Genomic DNA, 24,280 nt, shown 5'->3' with positions numbered 1-24,280 from the left:
CTCAGCGCTTCCGCCCCTGGGGCCCCGCACACCTGGCCAGGACGGACTCCATCAGAAAACGGATCATCTCGTGGGCCGGTCTGTTCTGGTCGTTGGGCACGTTCGCCCCTTCGAACACGGCGATCGCGACATCGCGGACGAGCGCGGCATCGATGCCGGGAGCGTGATCGAGGCCGCGCTCGGCCATGAGCTCGTCGACCAGTCCCACGATCCAGTTCAGGAAGGTGTTGTGGGCCTCGCGGACTTCCTCCGAATGAGGAAGCCGGTCGTGCATGGCCTGGTGCAGCGGCCGGGAATAGCGCATGTCGGACAGCCCGCGCACCAGGCGGCTCAGTGGGTCGGCACCGGCCTGCTCCTCGTTGAGGATGCGGATCTCTCGACTGAGCATGCGGTTCATGACGGCGGCGAAGATGTGGTCCTTGGAGTCGAAGTACCAATAGACGTTGCCCCGGGCCACGCCGGCGGCGGAACTGATGTCCGCCATCGTGGTCTTGACGTAGCCCTTCGCCAGAAAGAGCTCGGTGGCCGCGGCTAGCAGATCACCCGTGCGCTCCTCGCGGGGGATCTGTTGGCGATTGCGCGGCATCCTGACTCCTCCTGTGAGTTCACCACATCTCACGTGAGTCTAGACACCCGGCCGGTCACGCCCTGCTCAGGAGGAAGGAGTGCTGTGACTGGGGTCAGTCCACGGTGGGCCGGGCGAGGCCGTGGTCGTAGGCGAAGATCACGGCCTGGATGCGGTCGCGGGCTCCGATCTTGGTCAGGACACGGCCGACATGCGTCTTGACCGTGGATTCGGACAGAACGAACCGCGCGGCGATCTCCCCGTTGGTCCAGCCCTTGCCGACGGCCACGAGGATCTCGCGCTCACGGTCGGTCAGGGAGGTGAGCCTCGGGTCCTCGGAGGGGTGGGTTCTGTGGGAGGGGACGTACTGGGCGAACTCGTCAAGAAGGCGGCGGGTGAGAGCGGGCGCGATGACGGCGTCGCCGATGGCGACGGCGCGGATGCCCGCGAGGAGTTCTTCGGGGCGGGCGTCCTTGAGGAGGAAGCCGCTGGCACCGGCGCGGAGGGCGGCGTGGACGTATTCGTCGAGGTCGAAGGTGGTGAGCACGAGGACGCGTGAGCGGTCACCGGCGGCGACGATGCGGCGGGTGGCCTCGATGCCGTCCATGCCGGGCATGCGGACGTCCATGAGGACGACGTCGGGGCGCAGTTCGGCGGCCTTGCGGACGGCCTCGGCGCCGTGGGCGGCCTCGCCGACGACGTCGGTCTCGGGGACGGAGTCGAGGAGCAGGTGGAAGCCGTAACGTTGCAGCGGCTGGTCGTCCACGATGAGCACGGTGGTCATCGGTCACCACCGCTTCCCGGCGTGAGGTCGAGGACGGCCTCGACGCTCCATCCTCCGCCGCCCGCCGGTCCGGCGCTGACGGTGCCGCCGTACAAGGCCGCTCTCTCCCGCATGCCCACCAGGCCATGTCCTTCCTCGTTCGGCGGTCCGGATGATGTGGCCGGGCCGGTGTCCAGGACCCGGATGGTCAGCCGGCTGTCCTCGACGAGGATCGCCAGGTGTACCCGGGCGCCGGGGTCGGCGTGCTTCAGGGTGTTGGTGAGGGCTTCCTGGACGATGCGGTACACCGTCAGCTGCACCCCGCTGTCCAGAGCGTCCACGTCGCCGGAGGTCCGGTAGAGGACCTCCAGTCCTGCTGCGCGCACCTTGGCGCACAACGCTTCGATGTCCGCGATGCCGGGCTGCGGGCTGAGTTCGGGCCTGTCCGGCGGACCATCGGCGGCCTCGCGCAGCACGCCGAGCACGCGTCGCAGCTCACCGAGGGCCTGTCGGCCGGTGTCGCCGATGAGCTGCAGGGCCTCCTTGCCTCGTGCGGGTGCGATGTCCGTGGCGTAGGCGCCGGCGTCGGCGAGCGTGATGATGACGGACAGGTTGTGGCCGACGATGTCGTGCATCTCGCGGGCGACACGGGTGCGTTCGGTGGCCGTGGCCAGCCTGCTGCGCTGGTCTCGCTCGATTTCCAGCCGGGCTGCCCGCTCCCGCAGTCCGGCGAGCTGGGCCCGGCGGATTCGTACCATGAGGCCGAGCGCGACGGCCGCGGTCGCCGTGCTCAGCAGGAAGAACAACGCGTCCCCGACGGACACGGCCGAGGACGCGCGGACCGCGACCAGAGCCATGGCGCCCGCCGTGGCCGCACAGGCCCACGGCAGCTGCCGCAGTCGCCCGTGCAGGGCCAGGCTGTACAGGGCGACGAAGAGGGCGACATCCGCACGCAGTGCCGCGCCCAGGGACCATTGGAGGACGAACACCGCGGCGATGACACCGAAGGCCACCACGGGGTTGCGCCGCCGCCACAGCAGGGGCAGTACCAGGCCGACCTGCAGGGCCAGCATTCCCGCTACGGGCAGCTGGGTGAAGGCGAGCCGGAACCGGCGCGGACCGTCGCCGTCGTCGGCACCGCCGTGGATCAGGTCGGGCAGGCAGAACATCAGAAAGACCAGCACTACGACTGCGGTGTCCAGCACCCAGGGATGTGTCCGGTCGGCATGCCGCAGCCGCTGGCCGCCCCGGGACAATCGGGCGACCAGCGGTCCCATTCCGCTGATGTCATCGGTGGTCACAGACGTCACCTGTCCATGGTGCGGGCGTCAGACGTCGCTGCGCACGAGCCGGTACGCCGCGCCGCCCAGCGCCAGCGCCGTCCAGCACAGGAACACCAGCAGTCCGGCGCCCGGCGACAGGGTCGTGGAGTCGTGGGTCAGAGCGAACATCGCCTGCCCCGCATTGGACGGCAGGTAGGGGCTGATGTCGTCCTGCCAGGAGCTCGGCAGCAGGGAGATCAGTCCGGGGATCAGCATCAGGGCGGCCACCAGGACCGAGATCCCGCCGGCCACCGACCGCAGCAGTGCGCCCAGGGCGGCGCCGATCACCCCGACCAGGCCGAGGTAGAGCCCCGCGCCCAGCAGACTCCGCAGGACACCCGCGTGCGAGAGGCTCACGGCCGCGGGCGTACCCGAGACGATGCCGCTCCCGATCAGGAAGGTGACGAACGCGCCCAGCGTCCCCACCACCAGCGCGACCAGCCCGAACACGGCCGCCTTGGACCACAGCACGGGCAGTCGGCGGGGCACCGCCGCCAGCGTCGAGCGGATCATGCCGGTCGAGTACTCCCCCGCCGTGACCAGCACGCCGAGCACGCCCAGGGCCAGCTGGGCGAAGTTCGTACCGAACAGGGACAGGCTCACGGTCGTCGAATCGGCGAAGTCCCGGTCCAGGTTGCCGGAGTCGATCCCCGACTTGTAGCGGCTCGCGGCGATCACGCCGAAGGCCACCACGAACAGCAGGCCCAGGCCCAGGGTGATCCAGGTCGAGCGCAGGGACCACAGCTTGGCCCACTCGGAGGCCAGCACGCGCCGTCCGGTCACCCGGTAGGCCGGGCGGGCAGGGGTGGTCCGGGGTTCCTCGGCGGTTGCGGTGAGGGTGCTCATGCGGACCTTCCGAGGGTCTCGATGCCGGTCGTGGAGCCGTGGTACTCCACGGCATCCCTGGTCAGCTCCATGAACGCCTCCTCCAGCGACACGGTCCGCGCGCTCAACTCGAACAGGGCGATCCCGTGCTCGGCCGCCTTCAACCCGATCTCGCGGGCCGACAGCCCGGTCACCTGCAGTTCCTCGGAGCCGATCCGGCCGGTGACGTCGACCCCCGGCCCGGCCAGGACGTCCCGAAGCCGCGCCGGGTCCTGCGTCACCACCTTCACCGTGTCCCCGCCCGCCTCGCGGATCAGGTCCGCGACGGTGGTGTCGGCCAGCAGCCGGCCCCGCCCCACGACGATCAGGTGGTCCGCCACCAAGGCCATCTCGCTCATCAGGTGCGACGACACGAACACCGTCCGCCCCTCGTCGGCGAGCCCCTTGAGCAGGTTGCGGATCCAGAGCACCCCCTCCGGGTCCAGCCCGTTGACCGGCTCGTCCAGCATCACCGTCTGCGGATCGCCCAGCAGCGCCGCGGCGATGCCCAGCCGCTGGCCCATGCCGAGGGAGAAGGCACCGGCCCGCTTCTTCGCCACGCTGCCCAGTCCGGCGAGGTCGATGACCTCGTCGACCCGGCGGCCCGGAATGCCATGGGTCAGCGCGAGGGCCCTGAGGTGGTTGTACGCCGAGCGGCCGGGGTGGATCGACTTCGCCTCCAGGAGCGCGCCGACCTCCTGGAGTGGCGCCCGGTGGCGGGCATAGTGGCTGCCGTTCACGGTGACGGAGCCGCTCGTCGGGGCATCAAGGCCGACGATCATGCGCATGGTCGTGGACTTGCCCGCGCCGTTGGGCCCCAGAAAACCCGTCACCGTGCCCGGCTTCACGACGAAGTCCAGTCCGTCGACGGCTGTCTTCTCGCCGTATTTCTTGGTCAACTGCCGTGCGTCGATCATCCGCGTACTTTCTGTCTGGCTCCGGCGTCCGTCACTTCGACGCCGCACCGGCAACGCTAGGTGCCGAATCACCCCGATCCGGTGGTACCGGGAGGCTGATCTGCGCCGTACGAGTGGTACCGCGGTACTACGCGCCTACCTGCGGTGCTTTCCGAGTTCGTCGGCTCCGCCGTGGTCGCGGCAGGCATCCGACAAGAAGCTGTCCGCGGCCACCGGTACTGCGCCGGTCAGTGTTCGGGACCCTCGGGGCGGCCGGCGAGATGACGGACCGCGAGGCGCTTCGACAGCCCGCGGACGTCAGGAGAGGCCGGCGAGGTCTTCTTCACTGAGGGTGATCCCGGCGACGGCCATGTTGTCCTCCAGGTGCGACACAGAGCCCGTGCCAGGAATGGCCAGGGTCACCGGCGAGGACGCCAGCAGCCAGGCCAGGCCGATCTGCGACACGGCGACGCCGTGCCGGGCCGCGACCTTGGCCAGCCGCTCGTCGTCGAGTTCCCGCCCGCCACCGAGCGGGAAGAAGGGCACGAACGCGATGCCGGCCTCCTCGCAGGCGGAAAGCAGCTCCACGTCGTCTCGCTTGGCGGCGTGGAACTGGTTCTGCACCGCCACGACGGGGGCGATCCCGCGGGCCTCCTCGAGATGGTCGAGGTCGACGTTGCTGATGCCGAGGTGACGGATCAGGCCCTCCTCCCGCAGCGCGGCGAGGGCCTCGAAGCGCTCGGCGAGCGACTCTCCGTGCGGGGGTTCCATCCGACCGATGCGCAGGTAGACCAGATCGAGGCGGTCCACGCCCAGACCCTCGAGGTTGGCTTCCACCAAGCCGCGCAGGTCGGCCGGGGTGGCGGCCTGGCGGAAGCCGTCGGGGCGGCGGACGGGACCCACCTTGGTGGCGATGACCAGGTCGGACGCGTAGGGATGGAGGGCCTCGCGGATCAGGGTGTTCGCGCGCACCGCACCACCGGCGCTGACGTAGAAGTCGGCGGTGTCGATGTGGTTGACACCCAGTTCGACGGCGCGGCGCAGTACGGCTCGGCCGGTCTCGGGGTCACGGGCCGGACCACCCATGCCCTCCTTGGACGGCAGTCGCATGGCACCGAAGCCGAGCCGGTTGACGGCAAGGTCGCCGCCGATGCGGAATTCATTGCTCATGGGCCCAGCCTGTACGGCGTGCAACCTGCCGACGAGCCTGTGGCACCTTGCTGCCACAGGCACAATGAGCGCATGCCACAGCACATGGCCCTCAGGAGTGATCTTGAACTCCACGCGCGGATCACGCCCTTGGTGGAGTTGCACGACGCGGAATGGGTCAGCGCCGCCCGCGACCTCGACACCTGGCCCGGTGCCCGCGAATCCGCGCGTCTGCGGATACGCCGCGACGGAACACGTCAGGCCCGCAAACTGTTCAGTCCCGCCGCGCTCGCCGACGAGCACGACCGGGAGGTGCTGCGCGAGATGGCCGCCCACGGCATGCAGGTGCGGATCACCACCACCCCGTTGCTTCAGGGAACGGTCTTCATCGACCGGCGAACCATGTTCCTGACCGATCCCGCGTCCTCGGCCTCGTCCACTCACCGTCCCCGGCATCGTACGTACACGATGAGTGCCGAACCCGCCCTGGTCAGCGGGGCGTACGCGCTGTTCGAAGCCGCGTGGGAGACGGCCACCGACCTGGCGTCCTTCTTCGATACCGACCGGCCCCGGATCGACGCGCAAGCCCGCGAGGTGCTGCACGCACTTGGCACCGGAATGACCGACGTGACAGCCTCACGCGAACTGGGCATGTCGCTGCGCACCTACCGCCGCAGGGTCGCCGAACTGCTCGTCGCCCTGGGCGCGGACTCCCGCTTCCAGGCCGGGGTGCGCGCGGGCGAGTGGGGCCTGGCCCGCGGGTGAGCAGACCCACACCCGGGTTCCAAGACCGTGCGGCGTCTCGGACCCGGGTGCCAGGCCGGTCGACGGCCTGCCTCGTGAGGGAACCCACGGCGGACTGCGCTCGGCCCGGAACGTCCGTCGCAGCCCGTGAGGTGAATCAGTCCGACTTCTCGCCGCTCTCGGCCAGGATCCTGTCACGGGCGCCGGCGAGGGCTCCCGCCATGGCCCCCTGTGGCCTGCCGAAGGTCGAGGCGGAGAACCGCGCGGGGCCGGTCTTGGCAGTGAAGGAGTGCGCGTAGGCGAATTCCCGCAGCCCCTCCTCCCCCTGCTTGCGCCCGTAGCCGCTGTCGCCGCGACCGCCGAAAGGCACCGCGGGGTTCATGGAGAACACCAGTGCATCGTTGATGCTGGTCATTCCCACGCGGAGGCGACGGGCGATGGCTTCACCGCGGTCGCGGCTGAAGACGGCGCTGCCCAGTCCGTACCGGCCGGCGTTGATGTGAGCGACGGCCTCATCGGCGTCGGCGACCTTGATGACCGCCAGCGTCGGCCCGAACGTCTCCTCCGTCGCCGCGAGGGCGTCGGGGGCCACTCCGACCAGGACGGTGGGCGCGACATAGCGGTCACCCACCGCGTCGAGGCCGCCGACGGTGGCTGTCGCGCCGCGCTCCAGAGCGTCCTTAATGTGTTCGCGGATGATCGAGGTCTGGCTCGGCAGCGGAACCGGTCCGATCTCCGCATCCTCGTCGCTGCCGACGCGTACCTGCCCGGCAAGCTCGCTGATCTTCCGGACGAACTCGTCGTGCACCGACTCGACGACGTAGGCCACTTCGAGACTGATGCAACCGTGCCCGGTGTTCTGCATGGCGCCCCACACGACGTGAGCGGCGGCTTCGTCCAGGTCGGCGTCCTCGGCGACGATGACGCCGTCCTTGCCGCCGAGTTCCAGCAGAACGGGGGTCAAGGTCTGAGCGCATTGGGCGGCCACCGTCTTACCCGTGGCGACGCTGCCCGTGAACGCGAGCTTGTCGAGGCCGGCCTCGATGAGCGCCTGACCTGTGGCCCCGTATCCGTTCAGGCTCTGCAGGACGGCCGGCAGCTCCGGAACCGCACGCTGCCAGGTTCGGACGAGCCATTCAGCGACGCCGGGCGTGATCTGGCTGGGCTTGAGGACGACGGCGTTCCCGGCTGCGAGCGCGTCGACGAGGATGGCCGCGGGAGTGAGCAGGGGGAAGTTCCACGGGCCGATGACGCCGACCACGCCGTAGGGCTGGTATTCGACCCACGCACGCTGGTTGGGCGTGGTGGGGCTGCCCGGAACCTCCCGGCGCTCCAGGACACGCGCGGCGTTGTCAGCGGCGTACTGCACATGCTCGAGCGTGCCGAGCACCTCCACGCGGGCGTCGTCGAGGGGCTTGCCGTTCTCGGCGTGAATGAGTGCGGCGCCCTCCTCACCGCTCGAAGCTATCTGCCGCCGCCACGCGCGCAGTCGCTCCGCGCGGCCCTCGAAGCCGAGGTCCCACCAGGCCCCCGAGACCGAGCGTGCGGCGGAGACGGCTGCGAGAGCCTCTTCCTTGCCGGCCACGGGGTATCGCGCGAACTCGGCTCCGGTGGCCTGGTCGATGGTGACGATCTCGGTCGCGTCGTATCCGATGACGCCGTCACGTGTGGTCGTCGGGATGGTGTCGGTCATGGGTCTTCCCCTGTCTTTCTTACGTCCGCCCGCGTGAGGCGCACCTTGAGTGAGGGCAGGTGGCGGACATGGTCTTCGGCACTGGTGGCCGCTGGACTGCAGTCGGCGTGGGCCGACGTGACGGAGGTTTGGCAGTTGGGCACCCGGCAGCCGCACATCCGGAACCGCCCTCGGCGGACGGGCGTAGCGCGGCCGTCGGAGGGCGACCCGCGGCCGGGTCGGGGGCAGCGCCGAGGTGGCGCCCGCTGCTACGCCTGCGGGTTGCGGTAGCGAGCCGCGGGGGCGGGCTGATTGCCGCCGGTGAGCAGAGCGGCCTCCGCGGCCAGGAGGGCGTCAAGGGCTGCGGCCTGGTCCTCGAGACCAGGGGCACACACGGTCTCCCCCAGGCGCAGCCCGGCAAGGCTGGCCGAGGCGACATCCTGCGGGGTCATCGCCCAGGGGATGTCGCGGCCGACGCCTTGGTTCCACTCCGTGGCCACGACGCCGGGCAGCAGCACTTGCGTACGGATGGGGGTGTCTGCCAGCTCACTTGCAAGGGTCCGGGTGAAGGCGACCGTGGCCGCCTTCGCTGCCGCGTAGAGAGTGCGTCGGGGTGCGCGTGAATCAGTGAGGCCCCCGCTGAAGGCCAGCAGTGAGGCCACCGTGATGATCGCGCCTTCTCCGGCGGCGAGCATTCCGGGAAGCGCGGCGCGGACCAGCTGAACGGGGGCCACGGCGTTGAGGGTGAGCAGGCGGTCGACGTCGGCGGGGTCGACATCGACGAGCGGGGCGTAGCCGCCGGCGCCCGCGTTGCTGACCAGCAGGCGCACGTCCCCTGCGGCGAGGCGACCGGCGACAGCGGCGATGCCCTCGTGGGTGCCGAGATCAGCGGGCAGCACCTCCACGGCTGCACCCCGGGCGCGGAGCTCCTCTGCGAAGTCGCCGAGCCGGTCCGCGCGGCGCGCCACCAGGACGAGGTCGTGGTCGTCCGCCAGCAGACGGGCGTATTCGGCGCCAATGCCGGAGGAGGCGCCGGTGATGAGAGCAATCGTGCGAGTCATACATCGAGCATGCCTCAAGCGTTAGCCTAGTGTCAAACGCTTGATGGTTATGAAGTGTCGTACACTTGGCAGGTGATACGTGATGACGAGGAGCCTGTGGGGCTCGGCGCGCTTGACCGGGTGACCTGGGCATTGCGCCGCGCGGACCTGGCGGTGCTGACACTCAAGGAACAGCGGCTACGCCCGCTGGGCATGGCCGCCGCCCACTACACCCTGCTGATGTCGGTGCACAGCGAACCAGGGCTGGCCGGCGCCGAGTTGGCCCGCCGCCTCAACGTCACTCCCCAGGCCGTCGCCTCTCTCGTGGCACGCCTGGAGGGCCGCGGGCAGTTGGAGAGGCGCGAGCACCCGCGCCACCGGCACGTGCAGGAACTGCACCTCACCGACGCCGGACGGGAAGCGCTGCGCGCGGCCGACGCGGTGATCGCCGACATCGAGCGCCACATCACCGAGGGGCTGGGGCCGGAAGAGAGCGCGCAGCTGCGGACGTTGCTCGGCCATGTGAGCAAGGCGGTGCGCAACGCCTGAGCCCGTCGGTCGACAGGCCACGCATGTGCGTCGGGGCACGGCCCGGCGCACGCCGACTCCTCCATCGCGGTCTCGCCGGCTGCCCGGGGGCTCGCCCCGCGGCGACAGCGGCGACCACTCGCTCGAAGGACTGCCCCGCCTCCTGAAGCAGGTGCGTGCCGAAGATCCCAGGGGCCCCCACCACCGCGAGCAAGGGGGCAGAGCTTCTCTGCCCCCCTTCGCTTCCCCCTCGGACACTCCCCCGTCTCTTCTCACAGCGCCGCCGCCGGTGCAGCCGGGGGGACGGGTCACGGGACGAGGACGATCTTCCCCGTCGTATGTCCGGTCATGATCTGCCGGTGCGCCGCCGCGACCTCGCGCAACGGATGGCTGGCGGCGACCAGGACCCGCAGTCGCCCGGCCCCCGCGGCTTCGGTGAGCTGCAGGCGCGCGGCGGCGCGGACTTCTGTGCCCGGGTCCGCGCCGGGCCCGCCGCCCAGGAGCTTGATGCCGGCTCGGGCCCCTCGTTCGAACCCCGCAACGCTCGCGATGCGGGACCGGTCCGCCACCAACTCCACCGAGACGTCCACCGCCTCGTCGGTGCCCACCAGGTCGGCCGCCGCGTGGACGCCCTGCGGCGCTGCCGCACGCACCCGGTCCGCCAGACCCGGCCCGTACGCGATCGGAATCGCCCCCAGGTCGCGCAGTACGTCGTGCTTGGCCGGGCTCGCCGTTCCCAGTACCGTCGCGCCCCGCTCGACGGCCAGCTGCACGGCCATCAGGCCGACGCCACCCGCGGCACCGTGGATCAGCACCGAGTCGTTCTCATGCAGGCCGATCGCTTCGAGGACGTGCACAGCGGTGACGCCCGTGACCATCAGTCCTCCCGCCTGCTCCCAGGAGAGAGCGGCGGGCTTGGGCACCACCGAGGATGCCGGGACGATGAGTTCGGCGGCATACGCGCCGGACGCTCGGTACGCGATCACCTCGTCGCCGATCCGGATCGGGCCCGCGGGGCCGGTCGCGTCGGCACCGACAGCGGTCACCACACCGGCCGCTTCGGCGCCGAGCCGCATCGGCAGGTTCGCCGGATCGGTTCCGAAGGCGCCGCTGTACGTCTTGTGGTCGAAGGGGTTGACGCCGGCGGCGCGAACCTCGATGCGCACCTGACCCGGCCCGGGCTCCGCTACGGCGACATCGATCACCGACAGCACCTCGGGACCACCGTAGGCACGCGCTACTACTGCTTCGCTCATGTCAGACGACAACACGGTGCTGGAAGGGCCGATTCCCCTTCGCGGGTAATTTTTTGAGCGGAGCGCTCCGCTCCGATAGCTTGGGCGGCGACCGATCACCCGACATGGAAGGACACATGAACGCCACGACCAAGCCCACGGCCCTGGTGACCGGCGGCAGCCGGGGAATCGGTGCTGCCACGTCGCGTGCATTGGCAGCTCGCGGCTACCGCGTAGCCGTCAACTACTTCTCTCACCGCGAAGCGGCCGACCAGGTGGTCAAGCTCATCGAGGCCGACGGCGGCGAAGCCTTCGCCGTGCAGGCCGACGTGTACGACCCCATCCAGGCGGCCGAACTGCTGGAGCACTCCGCAGTCGGCGGGCGCTTGGACGTCCTTGTCTGCAACGCCGGCGCTCGCTTCACCCCCACTTCTGTGCAGACCCTCGCCTGGGACGACTTCAGGACGAAGGTGACGGACGAACTCACATCCGTCTACACGCTCACCCAGCGGGCACTGGAGCTCATGGGCGCCCAAGGGCAGGGCCGGATCGTGTATGTCTCCAGCGCCGTGGCCGATGGTCCGCCCGCCCCGGGCATGGCCGCCCATGGCACCGCCAAGGCCGCTCTGAACACCTTCGCCCGCTTCGTCGCCCATGAGGCCGGTCCGCTCGGCGTCAACGTCAATGTCGTGGCACCGGGTTACGTCCGCACGGAGAGCAGCGCGCGCGTCCCGCAGGAGTTCCAGCGGCGGCTGGCGGAGAACACGCCCCTGGGGCGGGTCGCGGAACCGGAGGACGTGGCCCGGGCGATCGTGATGCTCCTCGGCGAGGAAGCCGCCTTCGTCACCGGCGAGGTGCTCACCGTCGACGGTGGGTACGGCCTGGCTCGCCGGTAGAGGAAAATACCTGTCCATGGGTGACACACAGACCGGTGGACCGCGCGGCCGCCGGCGGGAGGCGGACCGCAACGACGCCCGCCTCATGCGGGCTGCGCGCGAAGTCTTCGCCGAGCTCGGCTGGGACGCCCCCGTCTCGGAGATCGCCCGCCGGGCAGGCATCGGCATGGGGAGCCTCTACCGCCGTTACCCCAGCAAGGAACTGCTGGCTCAGCGGATGCGGATCGTGGGGATGGAACAGCTCGTCACCCAGGCCCGCACCGCCCTCGCCGAGGAACCCGATCCATGGGCGGCCTTCGCCCGCTTCCTGCGGGACGCGCTCTCGGCCCAGGGTGCGGGCGGCCCGCTGCTCCCGCTGGTGGGCGGCCGACTGCCGGCCACCGACGACATCGTGGCCGCAGCCGGTCTGCTTCGGGCCGCCCTCGACGACCTGGTGGACGGCGCCCACCGCGCAGGCGTGCTGCGCACCGACTTCACCTCCGCCGACGTGCCCTTGCTGCTGGAACACCTCACCGCGCGGATCCCCGTCACCGACGAACGCGCCACCACGCTCCACCTGCGGTACCTGGATCTGATCCTCGCCGGACTGCACACGTCGACCACCGACGGGCCCACCGCGTTGCGGAGCCCGGCTCCGGACTGGGCGGAACTGAGCGAGCTGTGGAACGCGCCCAAGAAGTGAACCTCCGGCGGAGTGCGACCTGGCTTGATGGGGCGCTGTCAGATCCTGCGGTGTCTTGGAACACGCTGACCCAGTCGCGGGCGATCAGCGATACGACCGGCGAGTGGAGGCTCCTGCGTCATCAGAGTTCCAGAGACTGGCTCGCGGCGACAGGTGCGGCAGCCGGGCCGCGGCCTGATGCGTGAAGCTCCGAGCGAGGGAGCCGGCGCCGACGCCGCGTGCCAGCAGGCCCACATCGACACCGACGGGGTCCATGCGCCGTAGGCCGAACCCGGGTTGGTCGCGGGTCCGCCGGCGACGGACGACCGGTCACACGGCAGAACCGAGCTCAAGCAGTCCGTCGTGACACCCGACCCCGCGATCCATGGCAAGCACGGGCACATAGGCCGGCTTTCCGCCACGCGCCGGTGGACCCGTCCGGCATCCTGACCGGCGCGTCCCTCCTCGCGGGAGCGTCGCCAGATCTCGGCCGTTTCGGTCACGCTGTCGTATCCCCCGCCCGCCGATACGGGGCAGCAGTCCACGACGCAAGGAAGCGCAGTCCGTCATGGGACGGGGTCCCGGGCTCAGCCGTCATGATCACCAGCTGCTGTGCCGGGTCGGCTGTCGAGGTCAGGCTGTCCCAGTCGAGAGTGAGGTCACCGGCGACCGGATGGCTCAGCCTCTTTGAGCCGACTTGCAGGAAGGGCACCTGGCGGCCTGCCCACCACTGCCGAAAGTCGGCGTCGATCACCGACAGCTCGCCGACCAGTGCGGTCAACTCGGGGTCGCCAAGGCTCTGTGCGGCCTCCACGCGCAGTTGGGCGACGCAGCTCCGGGCGATCGTCCTCCAGTCGGGGTAGAGCTCCCGGAAGCGGGGGTCGGTGAAGAGCAGCCGGGCGTAGTTGCGCTTCTTCTCAGGTATTTGCTCGAAGTCTGTGAGCAGAGCGGCGGTCAGGGCATTCCAGGCCAGGATGTCCATGTGCCGACCCAGGACGAGCGCGGGGGTCCCGGTCAGTTCGTCCAGGAGACGTCTGAGTTGCGGCTGGACCTTCTGCGCCGGCAGGCGGCGCGGCGCGCACTCATCCTTCGCTGCCAGGGCGAACAGGTGGTCACGCTGGTCATCGTCGAGATGCAGGACCCGAACGAGGGTGGCGAGCACCGAGGTCGGCACGGGCGCGCGCCCCTGTTCCAACCGCGTGTAGCGGTCGGTGCTGATCCCCGCGAGCTGGGCGACCTCCTCCCTGCGAAGCCCCGGCACTCGCCGGGGCGCCCGGGACTCGGGCAGACCCACGGTGCGCGGGCTGAGTTGCGCCCGGCACACCTTGAGGAATTCTCCCAGTTCAGGCAAACGCGCCTTGCTGTACATAGCAGCTAGTGTCGCAGCGCTCAACGGAACAGTGAGGGGGAGAGTTTTCTCCCAGGGTCTGGACAGTCGCCTTTGCTTTTCTCGAGTGAGCGAGGCCGTGAGGCGAGGTGGGGCGAGTTCGCCGGCGACGCGGTGCTGGAACCTTTTCATGCCCAGCCTGCGCGACGGCATCTGACGGCTTCCCGACCATTGCCCGAAGTCCTTGTCCGGCATGGGGCGTTCGCCGACCGGACCAGCCTCGGGCGACCAGTCCGCGTACAGCGTCCGCATGGACGGATCGGTGACTCAACTCGGCCCTCCGCACCTTGAGGAATTTGGCCTGCGCCAAGGGGGTAAGGATTGCTCCCCTGGATAAGCCATTCCCACAGTGGAATTCTCCCCTGTGCAGGCTCGCACGAGGATGGCAGGGTCGACCACGCGGCAGGCGAACAAGCCGTCAGCCGCCCATCGCAGCCACATACTCACTCGACCGCGTCGCCGACGCCTTCGCGGAGCTGGAGCATCGGCACACCCGAGGCGAAATCGTCCAGATCCCCTTACCGAACCACGCATTTGCGAACCGAGGCCACGAAAGGGGCACGCCATGGTCGAAACTGTTTCCTTCAGAAACAAGGAAGTAGAGATTGCGGGACACCTCCATCTGCCAGAAAACTTCAGCGAAGACAAGAAATATCCGGCACTCGTCGGAATTCATCCGGCCGGCGGCGTAAAGGAACAGACCATCGGCCACTACGCCAAGAGGCTCGCTGAGCAAGGATTCGTCACCGTCGTCTACGACTCCTCCTACCAAGGAGCGAGCGGTGGCGAACCCCGCCTCCTGGAAGACCCCACGACCCGGGTGGAAGACGCTCGCTGTGCAGCCGACTTCCTCACCGCTCTTCCGTTCGTCGACTCCGACCGCATGGGGGTCTTCGGCATTTGCGCCGGCGGCGGCTACGCGATCAGCGTGGCCCAGACCGAACGTCGCTTCAAGGCAGTGGCTACCGTCAGCGCGGCTCCGATGGGTGAGGGTTCCAGGGGCTTCCTGGGGCATCTGTCCCCGGTAGCCGAGCAGATCGGCACGCTGGAAATGGTCGCCCAGCAGCGCACGGCGGAAGCAGCGGGAGCACAGCCTCTCTACGCCCCGTTCGTCCCGGAAACGCTGGAGGAGATCAACGAAAGCACGCCGGACCTCCTGCGCGAAGGCTACGACTACTACCGGACGCCACGAGGTCAGCACCCCAATTCGAAGGGCCGTTTCCTGCTGACCAGCATGGACAAGATGTTCGCCTTCTCGGCGTTCGACCAGATCCCGGAACTGCTCACACAGCCGTTGCTCCTCATCGCAGGGAGCAAGGCGGACACCAAGGTGTTCAGCGACCAGGCCTACGAGCTTTCCAAGGGACCGAAGGAGTTGTTCGTCGTCGACGGCGCGACTCATATCGCACTGTACGACGTGCCTGAGTACGTGGATCAGGCGATCCCCAAGATGGCGGAGTTCTTCACCATCCTCTAGGGGTCCACAGATTTTCGAGGAGACCGATCGCCATGCCCCATCCGAACCGCACCAATATCGCCATTGCCTTTCATTCGGGCTACGGCCACACAGCTGTCGTCGCCGAAGCCGTGGCGCGTGGCGCGGCGGGAACCGGCGCCGAGGTGGTCTCGATCCCCGTGGACACCATCACCGACGAGCAGTGGGCGCAGTTGGACGCCGCGGACGCGATCATCTTCGGTGCCGCCACGTACATGGGTACCGCCTCCGCGGCCTTCCACGAGTTCGCCGAGGCCAGCAGCAAGCGCTGGTTCTCCCATGCCTGGGGGGACAAGCTTGCCGCAGGCTTCACCAATTCCGGGGCCAAGAGCGGCGACAAGTCGTCCACCCTGGGCTACTTCGCCACCTTGGCCGCCCAGCACGGCATGCACTGGATCAGCCTGGGTCTGATGCCGGGCTGGGATTCCACCACGGGCAGCGAGGACGACATCAACCGGCTGGGGTTCTTCATGGGTGCCGGCGACCAGAGCCCGACCGACGCCGGTCCGGAAGCGGTCCACAAGTCGGACATCGCCACCGCCGAGCACCTGGGTGCGCGCGTCGCGCGCCAGGCAGCGGTCTTCCGCGCCGGACGGGCCGCTCTCGCCGCCTGATCACCAGGCCTTCTTTCCGTATTCGAGCCACCACCCCCCGCAAGGAGCAACCATGTCCGACTCCCCGAGCCTCGCCCTCATCCGCCGGCTGTACGAGTCCGGAATGTCCCCGGAGGTCACCAGCGAGGTCATGGCCTCCGACCTCGTGTGGGACATCACCCCCGGCTTCCCGAACAGCGGCGTGTACCACGGTTGGGCCAGCGCGGCGCAGGACTTCTTCGGCAGGACGATGCCGAACTACGAGTCGTTCGGCGCGGTGCCCGAGGAGTTCTACGCGGACGACGAAGGCCACGTCTTCGTGTTCGGGCACTACCACGCCGAGACGAAGACCGGGATCAAGGCCGACGTCCGGTTCATCCACCTGTGGACCGTCCGCGACGGCAAGGCCGTGAGCATGCGGCAGGCCGCCGACAGCCATGTCCTCCAGGAAGCCCTCAAGGGCTGAGCCCCCCTACCCGTTAGGAGTCACTCATGGCGAAGATCCTCTTCGTGATCACCGCGTCCGACCACTGGACGCTGGCCGACGGAACCCGGCAGCCGGCCGGCTTCTGGGCCGAGGAAGCAATCGGCCCGTACCAGGTCTTCAAGGAGGCCGGATACGAGATCGCGGCCGCGACCCCCGGCGGCGTGCCGCCCACCGCCGATGCGCTCAGCCTCACCGCGGAGTTCAACGGCGGCGAGGAAGGCGCCCAGCGCATGCGGACCGCCCTGCGCGAGGCGACCGAGCTGGCCAACCCGATGCGCATCGAGGACGTGACCATCGACGACTACGTGGCCGTTTTCTACCCCGGCGGCTGGGGCCCGATGGAGGACCTGCCGGACAACGCCGCCTCCGGCAAGCTGCTCACCGATTGGCTCACCTCGGGCAAGTTGGTGTCGCTGGTGTGCCACGGCCCCGCGGCGCTGCTGGCCACCATCGGCCCGGACGGGACGTCCCCGTTCGCCGGCTACCGCCTGACCGGCCTCTCCAACGCCGAGGAGAAGCTCAACGGTCTCGCTGATCGCGCGAAGTGGCTGTTGCAGGACCGCCTCGTGGGCGAACTCGGCGCGGACTACCGCGAGACCGAACCGTTCGCCCCGCACGTGGAGGTTGACCGCACCCTGTACACCGGCCAGAACCCGGGCTCGGCCGTCCCCCTGGCTCAGGAACTGGTCAAGGCACTGAGCTGACAACTGATCTCTCCTCCTCACAGCGCCGGGCTTCTGTGCAAGGCTGCACATCATGAACCGCAATCCCCATCTGAACGAGCTGGGTGAGTTCCTCAAGGCCCGCCGTGCCGAGCTCAGCCCCTCCCAGGTCGGACTTCGCGGAGGGCAACGGCGGCGCGTGAGCGGTCTACGTCGTGAGGAAGTGGCCCTGCTCGCCGCGATCAGCACCGAGTACTACACGCGCATCGAGCAGGGCCGCCTGCAGGCATCGGCCCCGCTGCTCGACGAGATCGCACAGGTGCTCCGCCTGAACGACGACCAGCGCACCTACCTCTTCGACCTCGCGGCGAAAGATCGGGGGCGCCCGTCCGCGTCGCACGAGCGCCAGCAGGTGGACACACAGCTGCAGCGCATGCTGGACGACCTCACCGCCTCCCCCGCCTTCGTCATCGGCCGACGCACCGACATCCTGGGCTGGAACCAGCTCGCCGCCGCCTTGTGGACCGATTTCGGACACTATCCGGAACAGGAGCGCGTGTTCGTCCGGCTGCTGTTCATCGAACCCTGGATGCGCGAGTTGTACGCGGACTGGGAGGAGGTCACCCGGCTGGCCATCGCCCAGCTGCGTATGGAGAGCGCACGCTATCCCGACGACCAGCGCCTCACCGCACTGGTCGAGGAACTCTCCGCCCGCGACGCACAGTTCCGGCAATGGTGGACCGAACACGACGTCGCGGCGCGGGGAAAGGGCACCAAGAAGCTTCGTCACCCGGTGGTGGGCGAGCTGACCCTCGACTGGAACACGCTCACCTGCGGCACGGACCCGGACCAGCACATCATCGTGTGGAACGCCGAACCCGGATCCCCGTCCCACGACGGACTGCGCCTCCTGGCCTCCTGGGCCGCGGACCAGAAACGGGCGGCGTCCGACACCGTCACCTGAGCCCCCGCCCGCGGGCGTCCGCAGGGGGAGAAATCCCTCCCCGCGGCCATCCGCGCTCGGGATGAGCCTGCCTCAGACTGCCCTCTTACTCTCAACGGCATACCACAGCGCGGCCAACAGAAGCATCGCGTCTCTCACCGGTGCCCGTGTCATGGAGGGAGGGATTCGTCCCCCCAATAACTGCATCCCGGCCAAGATCCTTCCCCTTTTCCCGGCGCGCGCGGGGCGGAAATGTCGGACACCTCAACGACCGCATGCCGAGCAATGAGGTAATTCGATGAAGGCTGTAGGTTTCACGGAATTCGGCGGGCCGGAGGTGCTTCAGATCCTGGAGCTGCCCACGCCCGAGGCCGGTCCGGGCGAGGTGCGCATCCGGGTGCACGCCGCTACCGTCAACGCGGTCGACGCCCTCCAGCGCAGCGGACCCGCCCGGTCGCCGGACGCCCAGCCACCGTTCGTTCCCGGCATGGAAGCCGCAGGGGTCGTGGATCAGATCGGCCCGGGTACGGGCACGGATCTGAGCCTCGGCGACCGCGTGATGGCGATCGTGCTCCCCGACGGCGTGCACGGCGCCTACGCCGAGCGGGTCGTGGTCCCGGTGAACTCGGTCGTCCGCGCCCCCCACGGCGCGACCGACGCACAGGCCGCGTCGCTGCCGATGAACGGCCTCACCGCGCGCCTGGCCCTGGACACGCTCGGCCTGGAACCCGGCCAGACCCTCGCGATCACCGGAGCGGCCGGCGCGGTCGGCGGCTACGCCGTCCAGCTGGCCAAGGCGGACGGGCTGCACGTGGTGGCCGACGCCTCGGACCAGGACGAGACCCTGATCAAGGAACTCGGTGCCGACGTCGTACTCCGTCGCGGCGCCGAGTACCCGGACCGGATACGCGCGGAGGTCCCGGAGGGCGTCGACGGACTCGTCGACGCCGCGTCGCTCGGCGCCCTCTGCGCTCGGGCGGTCCGCGACGGCGGCCGGGTGGTGACACTGCGCGGCTACGACGGCCCCGGCGAGCGAGACGTCGCCTACGAGCCGATCGTCGTGTTCAGCTACGCCATGGAGCACGCCAAGCTCGACCAGCTCCGGCAGCAAGCGGAGGAAGGCCGCATCACCCTCCGGATTGCGAAGACGTTCCCGGCGGAACAGGCCGCCGAAGCGCACCGGCTCCTCGCCGCGGGCGGTGTGCGGGGTCGGCTGATCCTGACGTTCTGATCCGAGGCGCGCACCGCTCGGTCCGCCCGAGGGGGGTATGGATTCCTCCCCTGGATAAGCCATTCCCAGGATGGAATTCTCCCCTTTGCGGGCTCGCACGAGGATGGCAGGGTCGATGCGCGACCCCCAGGTAGTAATTGCTTTCCGCACGTCACCGAAGTTGGTATTTCCCTGCGGCAGGCGGAGGCTGAAACACACGCTAGGAGCATCACCCCATGTCCGAACGGAAGAAGTTCGCGCCGCCGGCGATCCAGGAATTCGCCCCGAAGCTCGCGGAGGTGACCGACACGGTCCTGTTCGGCGACATCTGGGAGCGGCCGGGCCTGTCCCCTCGCGATCGCAGCCTGGTCACGGTCACCGCTCTCGCCGCCCTGTACCGGGGCGACCAGCTCACCTTCCACCTCGGCAAGGCGCTGGAGAACGGCGTGACCAAGGACGAGCTGATCGAGGCCATCACCCATCTGGCCTTCTACGCCGGATGGCCCAATGCCATGACCGCGATGACCCAGCTCAAGGAGATCGTGGACAAGGCCGACCAGTCCGGCTGATGCACCTCCGCCCGCCCCCGCGGCAGCGTCACACGCGTGGCGGCGACCTCATCGAGGCTCAACCCGGCGACGTCATCCAGACGCCCCCGGGTGAGGAGCACTGGCACGGCGCCGGACCCGACCGGTTCATGATCCACTCGGTCCGCGCTTCAGGACCGGTACGCGTCCCTGACACCACGACAGACGCCAAGAGTTGGGAAGGCACATGAGAGCGACCATCCTTCACGCGCCGGGGGACATCCGGGTGGAGAACGCCCCGGAACCGAAGATCACGGCATCGACGGACGCGGTGATCCGTACCGTCGCCACCTGTGTGTGCGGCTCCGATCTGTGGAGTTACCGCGGTGTCCTGCCGGTCGCCGAGGCGCAGCCGATCGGCCACGAGTACGTCGGCATCGTCGAGGAGGTAGGCGGCGACGTCTCGAGCGTCAGGCCGGGCCAGTTCGTCATCGGTTCCTTCGTCGCCTCCGACAACACCTGTCCGATCTGCCAGGCCGGCTACCACACCTCCTGCCAGCACGCGCAGTGGGTGAACGGCGCCCAGGCCGAGTACGTTCGCGTCCCCCTCGCCGACGGCACCCTGGTCGCCGTTCCGGAGCAGCCGGCCGAGGCGCTGATCCCGGACCTGCTGGCTCTGTCCGACGTCATGGGCACCGGCTGGTACGCCGCCGAGGCAGCCGAGGTCAAGCCCGGTTCGACGGCCGTGGTCGTCGGTGACGGCGCGGTGGGCCTGTCCGGCGTCATCGCCGCGAAGGAACTGGGCGCCGAGCGCATCATCGCCATGAGCCGACACGATTCCCGGCAGAAGCTGGCCCTGGAGTTCGGCGCCACCGACATCGTCACCGAGCGGGGCGAGGAAGGCGTCGCCCGCGTCAAGGAACTGACGAACGGCATCGGCGCCGACTCCGTCCTCGAGTGCGTCGGCACCCAGGAGTCGCTGCACCAGGCCCTGCAGTCCGCCCGCCCGGGCGGCAACGTCGGCTTCGTCGGCTTCCCGCACGGTTCGCAGATCGACGGCCAAGAGCTCTTCTTCTCCCACGTCGGCCTGCGCGGTGGCCCCGCCCCCGTGCGCGCCTACCTTCCCGACCTGATCGACCGCGTCCTCAGCGGCCGTATCAACCCGGGCAGGGTCTTCGACCTCACCCTGACGCTGGACGAGGTCGCCGAAGCCTACAAGGCCATGGACGAGCGCCGCGCCATCAAGACGCTGCTGCGTCCGTGACCTGAAGCCACCGAGCAGCAGCGGCCCTTGGACCGTCGCAACCACCGAGCAGTGCAGACCCGACCGTCATGACCAGCGAGGCGATCGCCACCGTCGAGGCATGCTTCAAGGCCGTCGGCACCCGCGGCCTGGAGCGGGCCCTCTCCCACTTCACACCCGACGCGACCTGGACGATCCCGGGCGACCCGGCGCTGACGCCCTGGGCGGGACTTGGCACCGGGCGGGCCCGTACGCCTCGCAAGAGCGACCCGCTCCGCTCTCCGCGTCCCCAACCACCGCCGCGAGATTCATCCGCCCTCACCGGATCCAGAGAGATTGGAGAATCACCGATGCCGACATGGACGAGCGGCGAGCTCAACCTCATCGCAAAGGCCGACGAGTTGGAGATGGCGCCGCGCCGCGGTAACGGCACCCTGCGAAGGCCGGTGCCGATCTGGGTCGTCCTCGACGGTGAGGAGCTGTACGTCCGCTCCTTCCGAGGTACGAGCGGCGGCTGGTGGCGCACGGCGCGCACCACCCACGAAGGGCACATCCGCTCCGGCGGCGTGGACAAGGACGTCACCTTCGTCGAGGTGACGGACTCCGAGACCAACGACCGCATCGACACCGCGTACCGCACCAAGTACGGCCGCTTCGGCGACGCGTACATCAACCCCATGGTCGCCGCACGCTCGACAACCCTGCGGCTGCTCCCCCGATGAACACGACGATCCCGGTGGCAGCAGCTGCTCCCCCATCGGCATCCGTCCCCTCCCAGGAGTAAGCGCCATGCTCGGTCTCGAACTCGTCGTCGCCCTGGGCGCGGCCGTACTGCTGGGCAACGTCCTGGGCCGGCGCTTCCACGTCGCGCCGCCCATCGTGCTGCTCGTCGTGGGCGCGCTGCTCGGTCTCGTCCCGGCCGTCCGCCAGGCCCAACTCCCGCCCGAAGTAGTGCTGTTGCTCTTCCTTCCCGTGCTGTTGTACTGGGAGAGCCTGACCACGTCCATGCGGGAGATCCGTACGAACCTGCGCGGCATCGTCCTGCTCAGCACGGTCCTGGTGATCCTCACCGCGGGGGCTGTGGCGGTAGCCGGCCACGTGCTCGGACTGCCATGGGGACCGGCGTGGGCGCTGGGCGCGGCCGTCGCTCCCACCGACGCCACAGCGGTCAGCGCCCTGGCCGGCTCCCTGCCGCGGCGTCAGATCACCGTGCTCCGAGCGGAGAGCCTCGTCAACGACGGCACCGCGCTGGTCATCTACGGCCTGGCGGTCGGCATCACCGTCGGCGAGGAACACCTCACCCTGCCGCACGTCGGAGCACTGTTCCTGCTGGCATACGGCGGTGGGGCCGCGGTCGGCGTGGCGGTCGCCTGGATCAACATGAACCTGCGCCGCCGCCTGGACGATCCCCTGCTCGGCAATCTCGTCATGATCCTGGCGCCGTTCACGGCGTATCTGCTCGCGGAGCTGATTCACGCCTCCGGTGTCCTGGCGGTCGTCGTGAGCGGGTTGATCATGGCTCAGGTGGCACCGAGCCTCATCCGGGCCGAGCACCGGCGCCAGGCACTGGCCTTCTGGCCGCTGGCCACGTTCATCATCAACGGCGCGCTGTTCGTCCTGGTCGGAGTGGAACTCCAATACGCGCTCCGGCACCTGAGCCGGCCCGACCTCCGAGACGCCCTGATCGCGATCGGCGTGGTCAGCGTGGTGCTGGTCGCGGTCCGGTTCGTGTTCCTCTTCTCCTCCGCCTACCTGATCCGCGCCGTCGACCGGCGTCCCGAGCAGCGGCTGCGGAGAATGAGTCACCGGGCGCGTGTCGTCAGCGGGTTGGCCGGCTTCCGGGGCGCGGTGTCGCTCGCCGTGGCGCTCTCGGTACCGGAGACCCTCGACTCCGGCGCCCCCTTCCCCGACCGTGCCTTCATCGTCTTCGTCACCTCCGGCGTCATCGTGGTGACCCTCGTGGTGCAGGGACTGCTGCTGCCCGGAGTCGTGCGCTGGGCCCGGCTGCCGCGCGACACCTCCGTCGACGAGGAAGAGGTGCTCGCCGAGACCAAGGCGACCGAGGAAGCCATCGAGGCACTGCCCCGACTCGCTGCCGAACAGGGCACCACCCCGAAGGTCACGGAGTGGCTGCGCCAGGAGTACGAGGCCCACCTGGCGACCGTACGGGCCAAAGGCACGGGCACCGACGGCGATCCCGCCCTGCTCCACAACCGCCACTACACCGACCTCCGCCTCGCCCTGATCGCCCACAGACGCGCAACCGTCGTACGCCTGCGCGACGAGCGAGAGATCGACGACACCGTGCTGCGCCGGCTCCAGGCCACCCTGGACAACGAAGAGGTGCGGCTGGCCGGACGTGAGCAGGTGGAGTAAGCCGAGTTCGCCATCCAGTCCCCCCGAGCCCCACCAGAACGGATCCCCGTCATGTCCTCCGGCCTCATCGACGTCCACGCCCACCTCCTGCCCGACTTCTACGTCCAGCAGGCGGCAGCGGCGGGCCACGCCCACCCCGATGGCATGGGCGGCTGGCCGTCGTGGTCCGTGAAAGCGCACCTGGACCTGATGGATCGCAACGGCATCGAGACCGCGATGCTGTCCATGTCCTCCCCCGGCGTGCACTTCGGCGACGACAAGGCGGCCCGACTCCTCGCGCGGCGCGTCAACGAGTACACCGCCGAACTGACCCGAGACCACCCCGGCCGCTTCGGCAACTTCGTGTCCCTCCCCCTTCCGGACGTGGACGCCTCGTTGGAGGAGATCGCCTTCGCCTACGACGAACTCGACGCCGACGGCGTGGCCCTGCTGACCCACACGCACGGTGTGTACCTGGGCGACCAGCGCCTCGAACCGGTCTTCGCGGAACTCGACCGCCGCCGGGCCGTGGTCTTCCTGCACCCCACCTCGCCGGTGGGCTGGGAACAGTCCGCACTCGGTCGACCGCGGCCGATGGTCGAGTACATCTTCGACACGGCCCGCACCGTCACGGACCTGGTGATGGCGGGCGTCGTGACGCGGTATCCCCGCATCCAGGTGATCGTTCCGCACTGCGGTGGCGCGGTACCCGTCCTGGCCGACCGCATCAACGAGTTCATGAGACTCTTCCTGCCCTCGGAGGACACACCCGCCAAGGACGCGGTGCAGCAACTACGAGGCCTGTATTACGACATGGCGGGCACAGCCTTCCCACGCCAGGTCCCAGCGCTGCTGAAGCTCGTCGATCCGGACCGCGTGCTGTTCGGCAGCGACTACTGCTGGACGCCTCCCCCACTGGCCGACGCCCACATCGCGGCGATCGACGCGGCCGAGTCACCGGTGGAGGGAACCACATGGCGGTCCCTGACGACGGCCAACGCCCAGCGCCTGTTCCCGGGAACGGCGCGGTAAGGCCAGCGTCG

The 24,280-nt window shown here is 69.4% G+C and carries 25 protein-coding genes; 15 read left to right on the top strand and 10 right to left on the bottom strand.

Features of this window, described 5'->3' with window-relative positions; genetic code table 11:
- Nucleotide 1: 1 nt before the first annotated feature.
- From RNB18_RS02820 to RNB18_RS02795, 6 genes are all read right to left on the bottom strand, one after another.
- Complete coding sequence (locus RNB18_RS02820; protein ID WP_311712520.1) at nt 2–586, bottom strand: TetR/AcrR family transcriptional regulator; 585 nt, start codon at nt 584–586, stop codon at nt 2–4.
- A 94-nt stretch (nt 587–680) separates the two neighbouring features.
- Nucleotides 681–1,349 (bottom strand): response regulator transcription factor, encoded by a 669-nt coding sequence (locus RNB18_RS02815; protein ID WP_311712519.1) that lies wholly within the window; start codon nt 1,347–1,349, stop codon nt 681–683.
- The gene (locus RNB18_RS02810) at nt 1,346–2,629 is read right to left on the bottom strand and encodes a sensor histidine kinase (protein WP_311713007.1); all 1,284 of its coding nucleotides are present in this window, start codon (nt 2,627–2,629) and stop codon (nt 1,346–1,348) included. The genes RNB18_RS02815 and RNB18_RS02810 overlap by 4 nt, the downstream gene beginning before the upstream one ends.
- 27 nt (nt 2,630–2,656) lie before the next feature.
- On the bottom strand, nt 2,657–3,496 hold the full coding sequence (locus RNB18_RS02805; RefSeq protein ID WP_311712518.1) for an ABC transporter permease: 840 nt from the start codon (nt 3,494–3,496) through the stop codon (nt 2,657–2,659).
- Complete coding sequence (locus RNB18_RS02800; protein WP_311712517.1) at nt 3,493–4,431, bottom strand: ABC transporter ATP-binding protein; 939 nt, start codon at nt 4,429–4,431, stop codon at nt 3,493–3,495. Before RNB18_RS02800 ends, RNB18_RS02805 begins: the two co-directional genes overlap by 4 nt.
- Before the next feature lie 297 nt (nt 4,432–4,728).
- Nucleotides 4,729–5,580 (bottom strand): aldo/keto reductase, encoded by an 852-nt coding sequence (locus RNB18_RS02795; RefSeq protein ID WP_311712516.1) that lies wholly within the window; start codon nt 5,578–5,580, stop codon nt 4,729–4,731.
- A 72-nt stretch (nt 5,581–5,652) separates the two neighbouring features.
- Here RNB18_RS02795 and RNB18_RS02790 point away from each other — a divergent pair, with 72 nt between their 5' ends.
- Complete coding sequence (locus RNB18_RS02790; RefSeq protein WP_311712515.1) at nt 5,653–6,324, top strand: helix-turn-helix domain-containing protein; 672 nt, start codon at nt 5,653–5,655, stop codon at nt 6,322–6,324.
- A gap of 136 nt (nt 6,325–6,460) precedes the next feature.
- Here the strand turns inward: RNB18_RS02790 and RNB18_RS02785 are convergent, their stop codons facing one another.
- Complete coding sequence (locus RNB18_RS02785) at nt 6,461–7,996, bottom strand: aldehyde dehydrogenase family protein (protein ID WP_311712514.1); 1,536 nt, start codon at nt 7,994–7,996, stop codon at nt 6,461–6,463.
- 248 nt (nt 7,997–8,244) lie between these two features.
- Nucleotides 8,245–9,036: an SDR family NAD(P)-dependent oxidoreductase gene (locus tag RNB18_RS02780; protein WP_311712513.1), complete on the bottom strand. Its 792-nt coding sequence runs from the start codon at nt 9,034–9,036 to the stop codon at nt 8,245–8,247.
- Between the two features lie 72 nt (nt 9,037–9,108).
- Here RNB18_RS02780 and RNB18_RS02775 point away from each other — a divergent pair, with 72 nt between their 5' ends.
- A complete protein-coding gene (locus tag RNB18_RS02775) occupies nt 9,109–9,564 on the top strand; it encodes a MarR family winged helix-turn-helix transcriptional regulator (RefSeq protein WP_311712512.1) in 456 nt (151 codons plus the stop codon).
- Nucleotides 9,565–9,851: 287 nt separating this feature from the next.
- On the opposite strand, the gene RNB18_RS02770 is transcribed toward RNB18_RS02775, so the two are convergent.
- Nucleotides 9,852–10,799, bottom strand: a complete 948-nt coding sequence (locus RNB18_RS02770; RefSeq protein ID WP_311712511.1) for a quinone oxidoreductase family protein — start codon at nt 10,797–10,799, stop codon at nt 9,852–9,854.
- Between the two features lie 116 nt (nt 10,800–10,915).
- Here RNB18_RS02770 and RNB18_RS02765 point away from each other — a divergent pair, with 116 nt between their 5' ends.
- A complete protein-coding gene (locus RNB18_RS02765; RefSeq protein WP_311712509.1) occupies nt 10,916–11,674 on the top strand; it encodes an SDR family NAD(P)-dependent oxidoreductase in 759 nt (252 codons plus the stop codon).
- Between the two features lie 16 nt (nt 11,675–11,690).
- Nucleotides 11,691–12,356 carry a TetR/AcrR family transcriptional regulator gene (locus RNB18_RS02760; protein ID WP_311712508.1) on the top strand — a complete coding sequence of 222 codons (666 nt, stop codon included), beginning with the start codon at nt 11,691–11,693 and terminating at the stop codon, nt 12,354–12,356.
- A gap of 478 nt (nt 12,357–12,834) precedes the next feature.
- On the opposite strand, the gene RNB18_RS02755 is transcribed toward RNB18_RS02760, so the two are convergent.
- On the bottom strand, nt 12,835–13,704 hold the full coding sequence (locus RNB18_RS02755) for a helix-turn-helix transcriptional regulator (RefSeq protein WP_311712507.1): 870 nt from the start codon (nt 13,702–13,704) through the stop codon (nt 12,835–12,837).
- Nucleotides 13,705–14,287: 583 nt separating this feature from the next.
- Between RNB18_RS02755 and RNB18_RS02750 the strand changes: the two genes are divergently transcribed.
- From RNB18_RS02750 to RNB18_RS02695, 11 genes are all read left to right on the top strand, one after another.
- Nucleotides 14,288–15,199, top strand: a complete 912-nt coding sequence (locus tag RNB18_RS02750) for an alpha/beta hydrolase (RefSeq protein WP_311712506.1) — start codon at nt 14,288–14,290, stop codon at nt 15,197–15,199.
- A gap of 32 nt (nt 15,200–15,231) precedes the next feature.
- Complete coding sequence (locus RNB18_RS02745) at nt 15,232–15,831, top strand: flavodoxin family protein (RefSeq protein ID WP_311712505.1); 600 nt, start codon at nt 15,232–15,234, stop codon at nt 15,829–15,831.
- Nucleotides 15,832–15,883: 52 nt separating this feature from the next.
- Nucleotides 15,884–16,276: a nuclear transport factor 2 family protein gene (locus RNB18_RS02740; RefSeq protein WP_311712504.1), complete on the top strand. Its 393-nt coding sequence runs from the start codon at nt 15,884–15,886 to the stop codon at nt 16,274–16,276.
- Between the two features lie 26 nt (nt 16,277–16,302).
- On the top strand, nt 16,303–17,001 hold the full coding sequence (locus RNB18_RS02735; protein WP_311712503.1) for a type 1 glutamine amidotransferase domain-containing protein: 699 nt from the start codon (nt 16,303–16,305) through the stop codon (nt 16,999–17,001).
- A 52-nt stretch (nt 17,002–17,053) separates the two neighbouring features.
- Nucleotides 17,054–17,923 carry a helix-turn-helix domain-containing protein gene (locus RNB18_RS02730; protein WP_311712502.1) on the top strand — a complete coding sequence of 290 codons (870 nt, stop codon included), beginning with the start codon at nt 17,054–17,056 and terminating at the stop codon, nt 17,921–17,923.
- Nucleotides 17,924–18,200: 277 nt separating this feature from the next.
- A complete protein-coding gene (locus RNB18_RS02725; protein ID WP_311712501.1) occupies nt 18,201–19,133 on the top strand; it encodes an NADP-dependent oxidoreductase in 933 nt (310 codons plus the stop codon).
- A gap of 215 nt (nt 19,134–19,348) precedes the next feature.
- Complete coding sequence (locus RNB18_RS02720) at nt 19,349–19,681, top strand: carboxymuconolactone decarboxylase family protein (RefSeq protein ID WP_280860463.1); 333 nt, start codon at nt 19,349–19,351, stop codon at nt 19,679–19,681.
- 205 nt (nt 19,682–19,886) lie between these two features.
- A complete protein-coding gene (locus RNB18_RS02710) occupies nt 19,887–20,903 on the top strand; it encodes a zinc-dependent alcohol dehydrogenase family protein (protein ID WP_311712500.1) in 1,017 nt (338 codons plus the stop codon).
- Between the two features lie 68 nt (nt 20,904–20,971).
- Entirely contained in the window at nt 20,972–21,604 is a 633-nt protein-coding gene (locus RNB18_RS02705) for a DUF2255 family protein (protein WP_311712499.1), read from the top strand.
- A gap of 67 nt (nt 21,605–21,671) precedes the next feature.
- Nucleotides 21,672–23,258: a Na+/H+ antiporter gene (locus tag RNB18_RS02700; RefSeq protein ID WP_311712498.1), complete on the top strand. Its 1,587-nt coding sequence runs from the start codon at nt 21,672–21,674 to the stop codon at nt 23,256–23,258.
- A gap of 51 nt (nt 23,259–23,309) precedes the next feature.
- On the top strand, nt 23,310–24,269 hold the full coding sequence (locus RNB18_RS02695) for an amidohydrolase family protein (protein WP_311712497.1): 960 nt from the start codon (nt 23,310–23,312) through the stop codon (nt 24,267–24,269).
- Nucleotides 24,270–24,280 lie beyond the last annotated feature (11 nt).

It is taken from the genome of Streptomyces doebereineriae, from assembly GCF_031845645.1.
GTDB lineage: Bacteria > Actinomycetota > Actinomycetes > Streptomycetales > Streptomycetaceae > Streptomyces > Streptomyces canus.
This window is presented reverse-complemented; position numbering and strand designations above follow the sequence as displayed.

What these genes read in the sequence shown, in the direction of transcription:
- RNB18_RS02815 (WP_311712519.1), bottom strand. Translation starts at nt 1,349, where the DNA reads ATGACCACCGTGCTCATCGTGGACGACCAGCCGCTGCAACGTTACGGC.
- RNB18_RS02755 (WP_311712507.1), bottom strand. Translation starts at nt 13,704, where the DNA reads ATGTACAGCAAGGCGCGTTTGCCTGAACTGGGAGAATTCCTCAAGGTG.
- RNB18_RS02695 (WP_311712497.1), top strand. Translation starts at nt 23,310, where the DNA reads ATGTCCTCCGGCCTCATCGACGTCCACGCCCACCTCCTGCCCGACTTC.
- RNB18_RS02795 (WP_311712516.1), bottom strand. Translation starts at nt 5,580, where the DNA reads ATGAGCAATGAATTCCGCATCGGCGGCGACCTTGCCGTCAACCGGCTC.
- RNB18_RS02785 (WP_311712514.1), bottom strand. Translation starts at nt 7,996, where the DNA reads ATGACCGACACCATCCCGACGACCACACGTGACGGCGTCATCGGATAC.
- RNB18_RS02790 (WP_311712515.1), top strand. Translation starts at nt 5,653, where the DNA reads ATGCCACAGCACATGGCCCTCAGGAGTGATCTTGAACTCCACGCGCGG.
- RNB18_RS02740 (WP_311712504.1), top strand. Translation starts at nt 15,884, where the DNA reads ATGTCCGACTCCCCGAGCCTCGCCCTCATCCGCCGGCTGTACGAGTCC.
- RNB18_RS02805 (WP_311712518.1), bottom strand. Translation starts at nt 3,496, where the DNA reads ATGAGCACCCTCACCGCAACCGCCGAGGAACCCCGGACCACCCCTGCC.
- RNB18_RS02770 (WP_311712511.1), bottom strand. Translation starts at nt 10,799, where the DNA reads ATGAGCGAAGCAGTAGTAGCGCGTGCCTACGGTGGTCCCGAGGTGCTG.
- RNB18_RS02800 (WP_311712517.1), bottom strand. Translation starts at nt 4,431, where the DNA reads ATGATCGACGCACGGCAGTTGACCAAGAAATACGGCGAGAAGACAGCC.
- RNB18_RS02780 (WP_311712513.1), bottom strand. Translation starts at nt 9,036, where the DNA reads ATGACTCGCACGATTGCTCTCATCACCGGCGCCTCCTCCGGCATTGGC.
- RNB18_RS02820 (WP_311712520.1), bottom strand. Translation starts at nt 586, where the DNA reads ATGCCGCGCAATCGCCAACAGATCCCCCGCGAGGAGCGCACGGGTGAT.
- RNB18_RS02700 (WP_311712498.1), top strand. Translation starts at nt 21,672, where the DNA reads ATGCTCGGTCTCGAACTCGTCGTCGCCCTGGGCGCGGCCGTACTGCTG.
- RNB18_RS02735 (WP_311712503.1), top strand. Translation starts at nt 16,303, where the DNA reads ATGGCGAAGATCCTCTTCGTGATCACCGCGTCCGACCACTGGACGCTG.
- RNB18_RS02760 (WP_311712508.1), top strand. Translation starts at nt 11,691, where the DNA reads ATGGGTGACACACAGACCGGTGGACCGCGCGGCCGCCGGCGGGAGGCG.
- RNB18_RS02710 (WP_311712500.1), top strand. Translation starts at nt 19,887, where the DNA reads ATGAGAGCGACCATCCTTCACGCGCCGGGGGACATCCGGGTGGAGAAC.
- RNB18_RS02725 (WP_311712501.1), top strand. Translation starts at nt 18,201, where the DNA reads ATGAAGGCTGTAGGTTTCACGGAATTCGGCGGGCCGGAGGTGCTTCAG.
- RNB18_RS02705 (WP_311712499.1), top strand. Translation starts at nt 20,972, where the DNA reads ATGACCAGCGAGGCGATCGCCACCGTCGAGGCATGCTTCAAGGCCGTC.
- RNB18_RS02750 (WP_311712506.1), top strand. Translation starts at nt 14,288, where the DNA reads ATGGTCGAAACTGTTTCCTTCAGAAACAAGGAAGTAGAGATTGCGGGA.
- RNB18_RS02720 (WP_280860463.1), top strand. Translation starts at nt 19,349, where the DNA reads ATGTCCGAACGGAAGAAGTTCGCGCCGCCGGCGATCCAGGAATTCGCC.
- RNB18_RS02765 (WP_311712509.1), top strand. Translation starts at nt 10,916, where the DNA reads ATGAACGCCACGACCAAGCCCACGGCCCTGGTGACCGGCGGCAGCCGG.
- RNB18_RS02745 (WP_311712505.1), top strand. Translation starts at nt 15,232, where the DNA reads ATGCCCCATCCGAACCGCACCAATATCGCCATTGCCTTTCATTCGGGC.
- RNB18_RS02730 (WP_311712502.1), top strand. Translation starts at nt 17,054, where the DNA reads ATGAACCGCAATCCCCATCTGAACGAGCTGGGTGAGTTCCTCAAGGCC.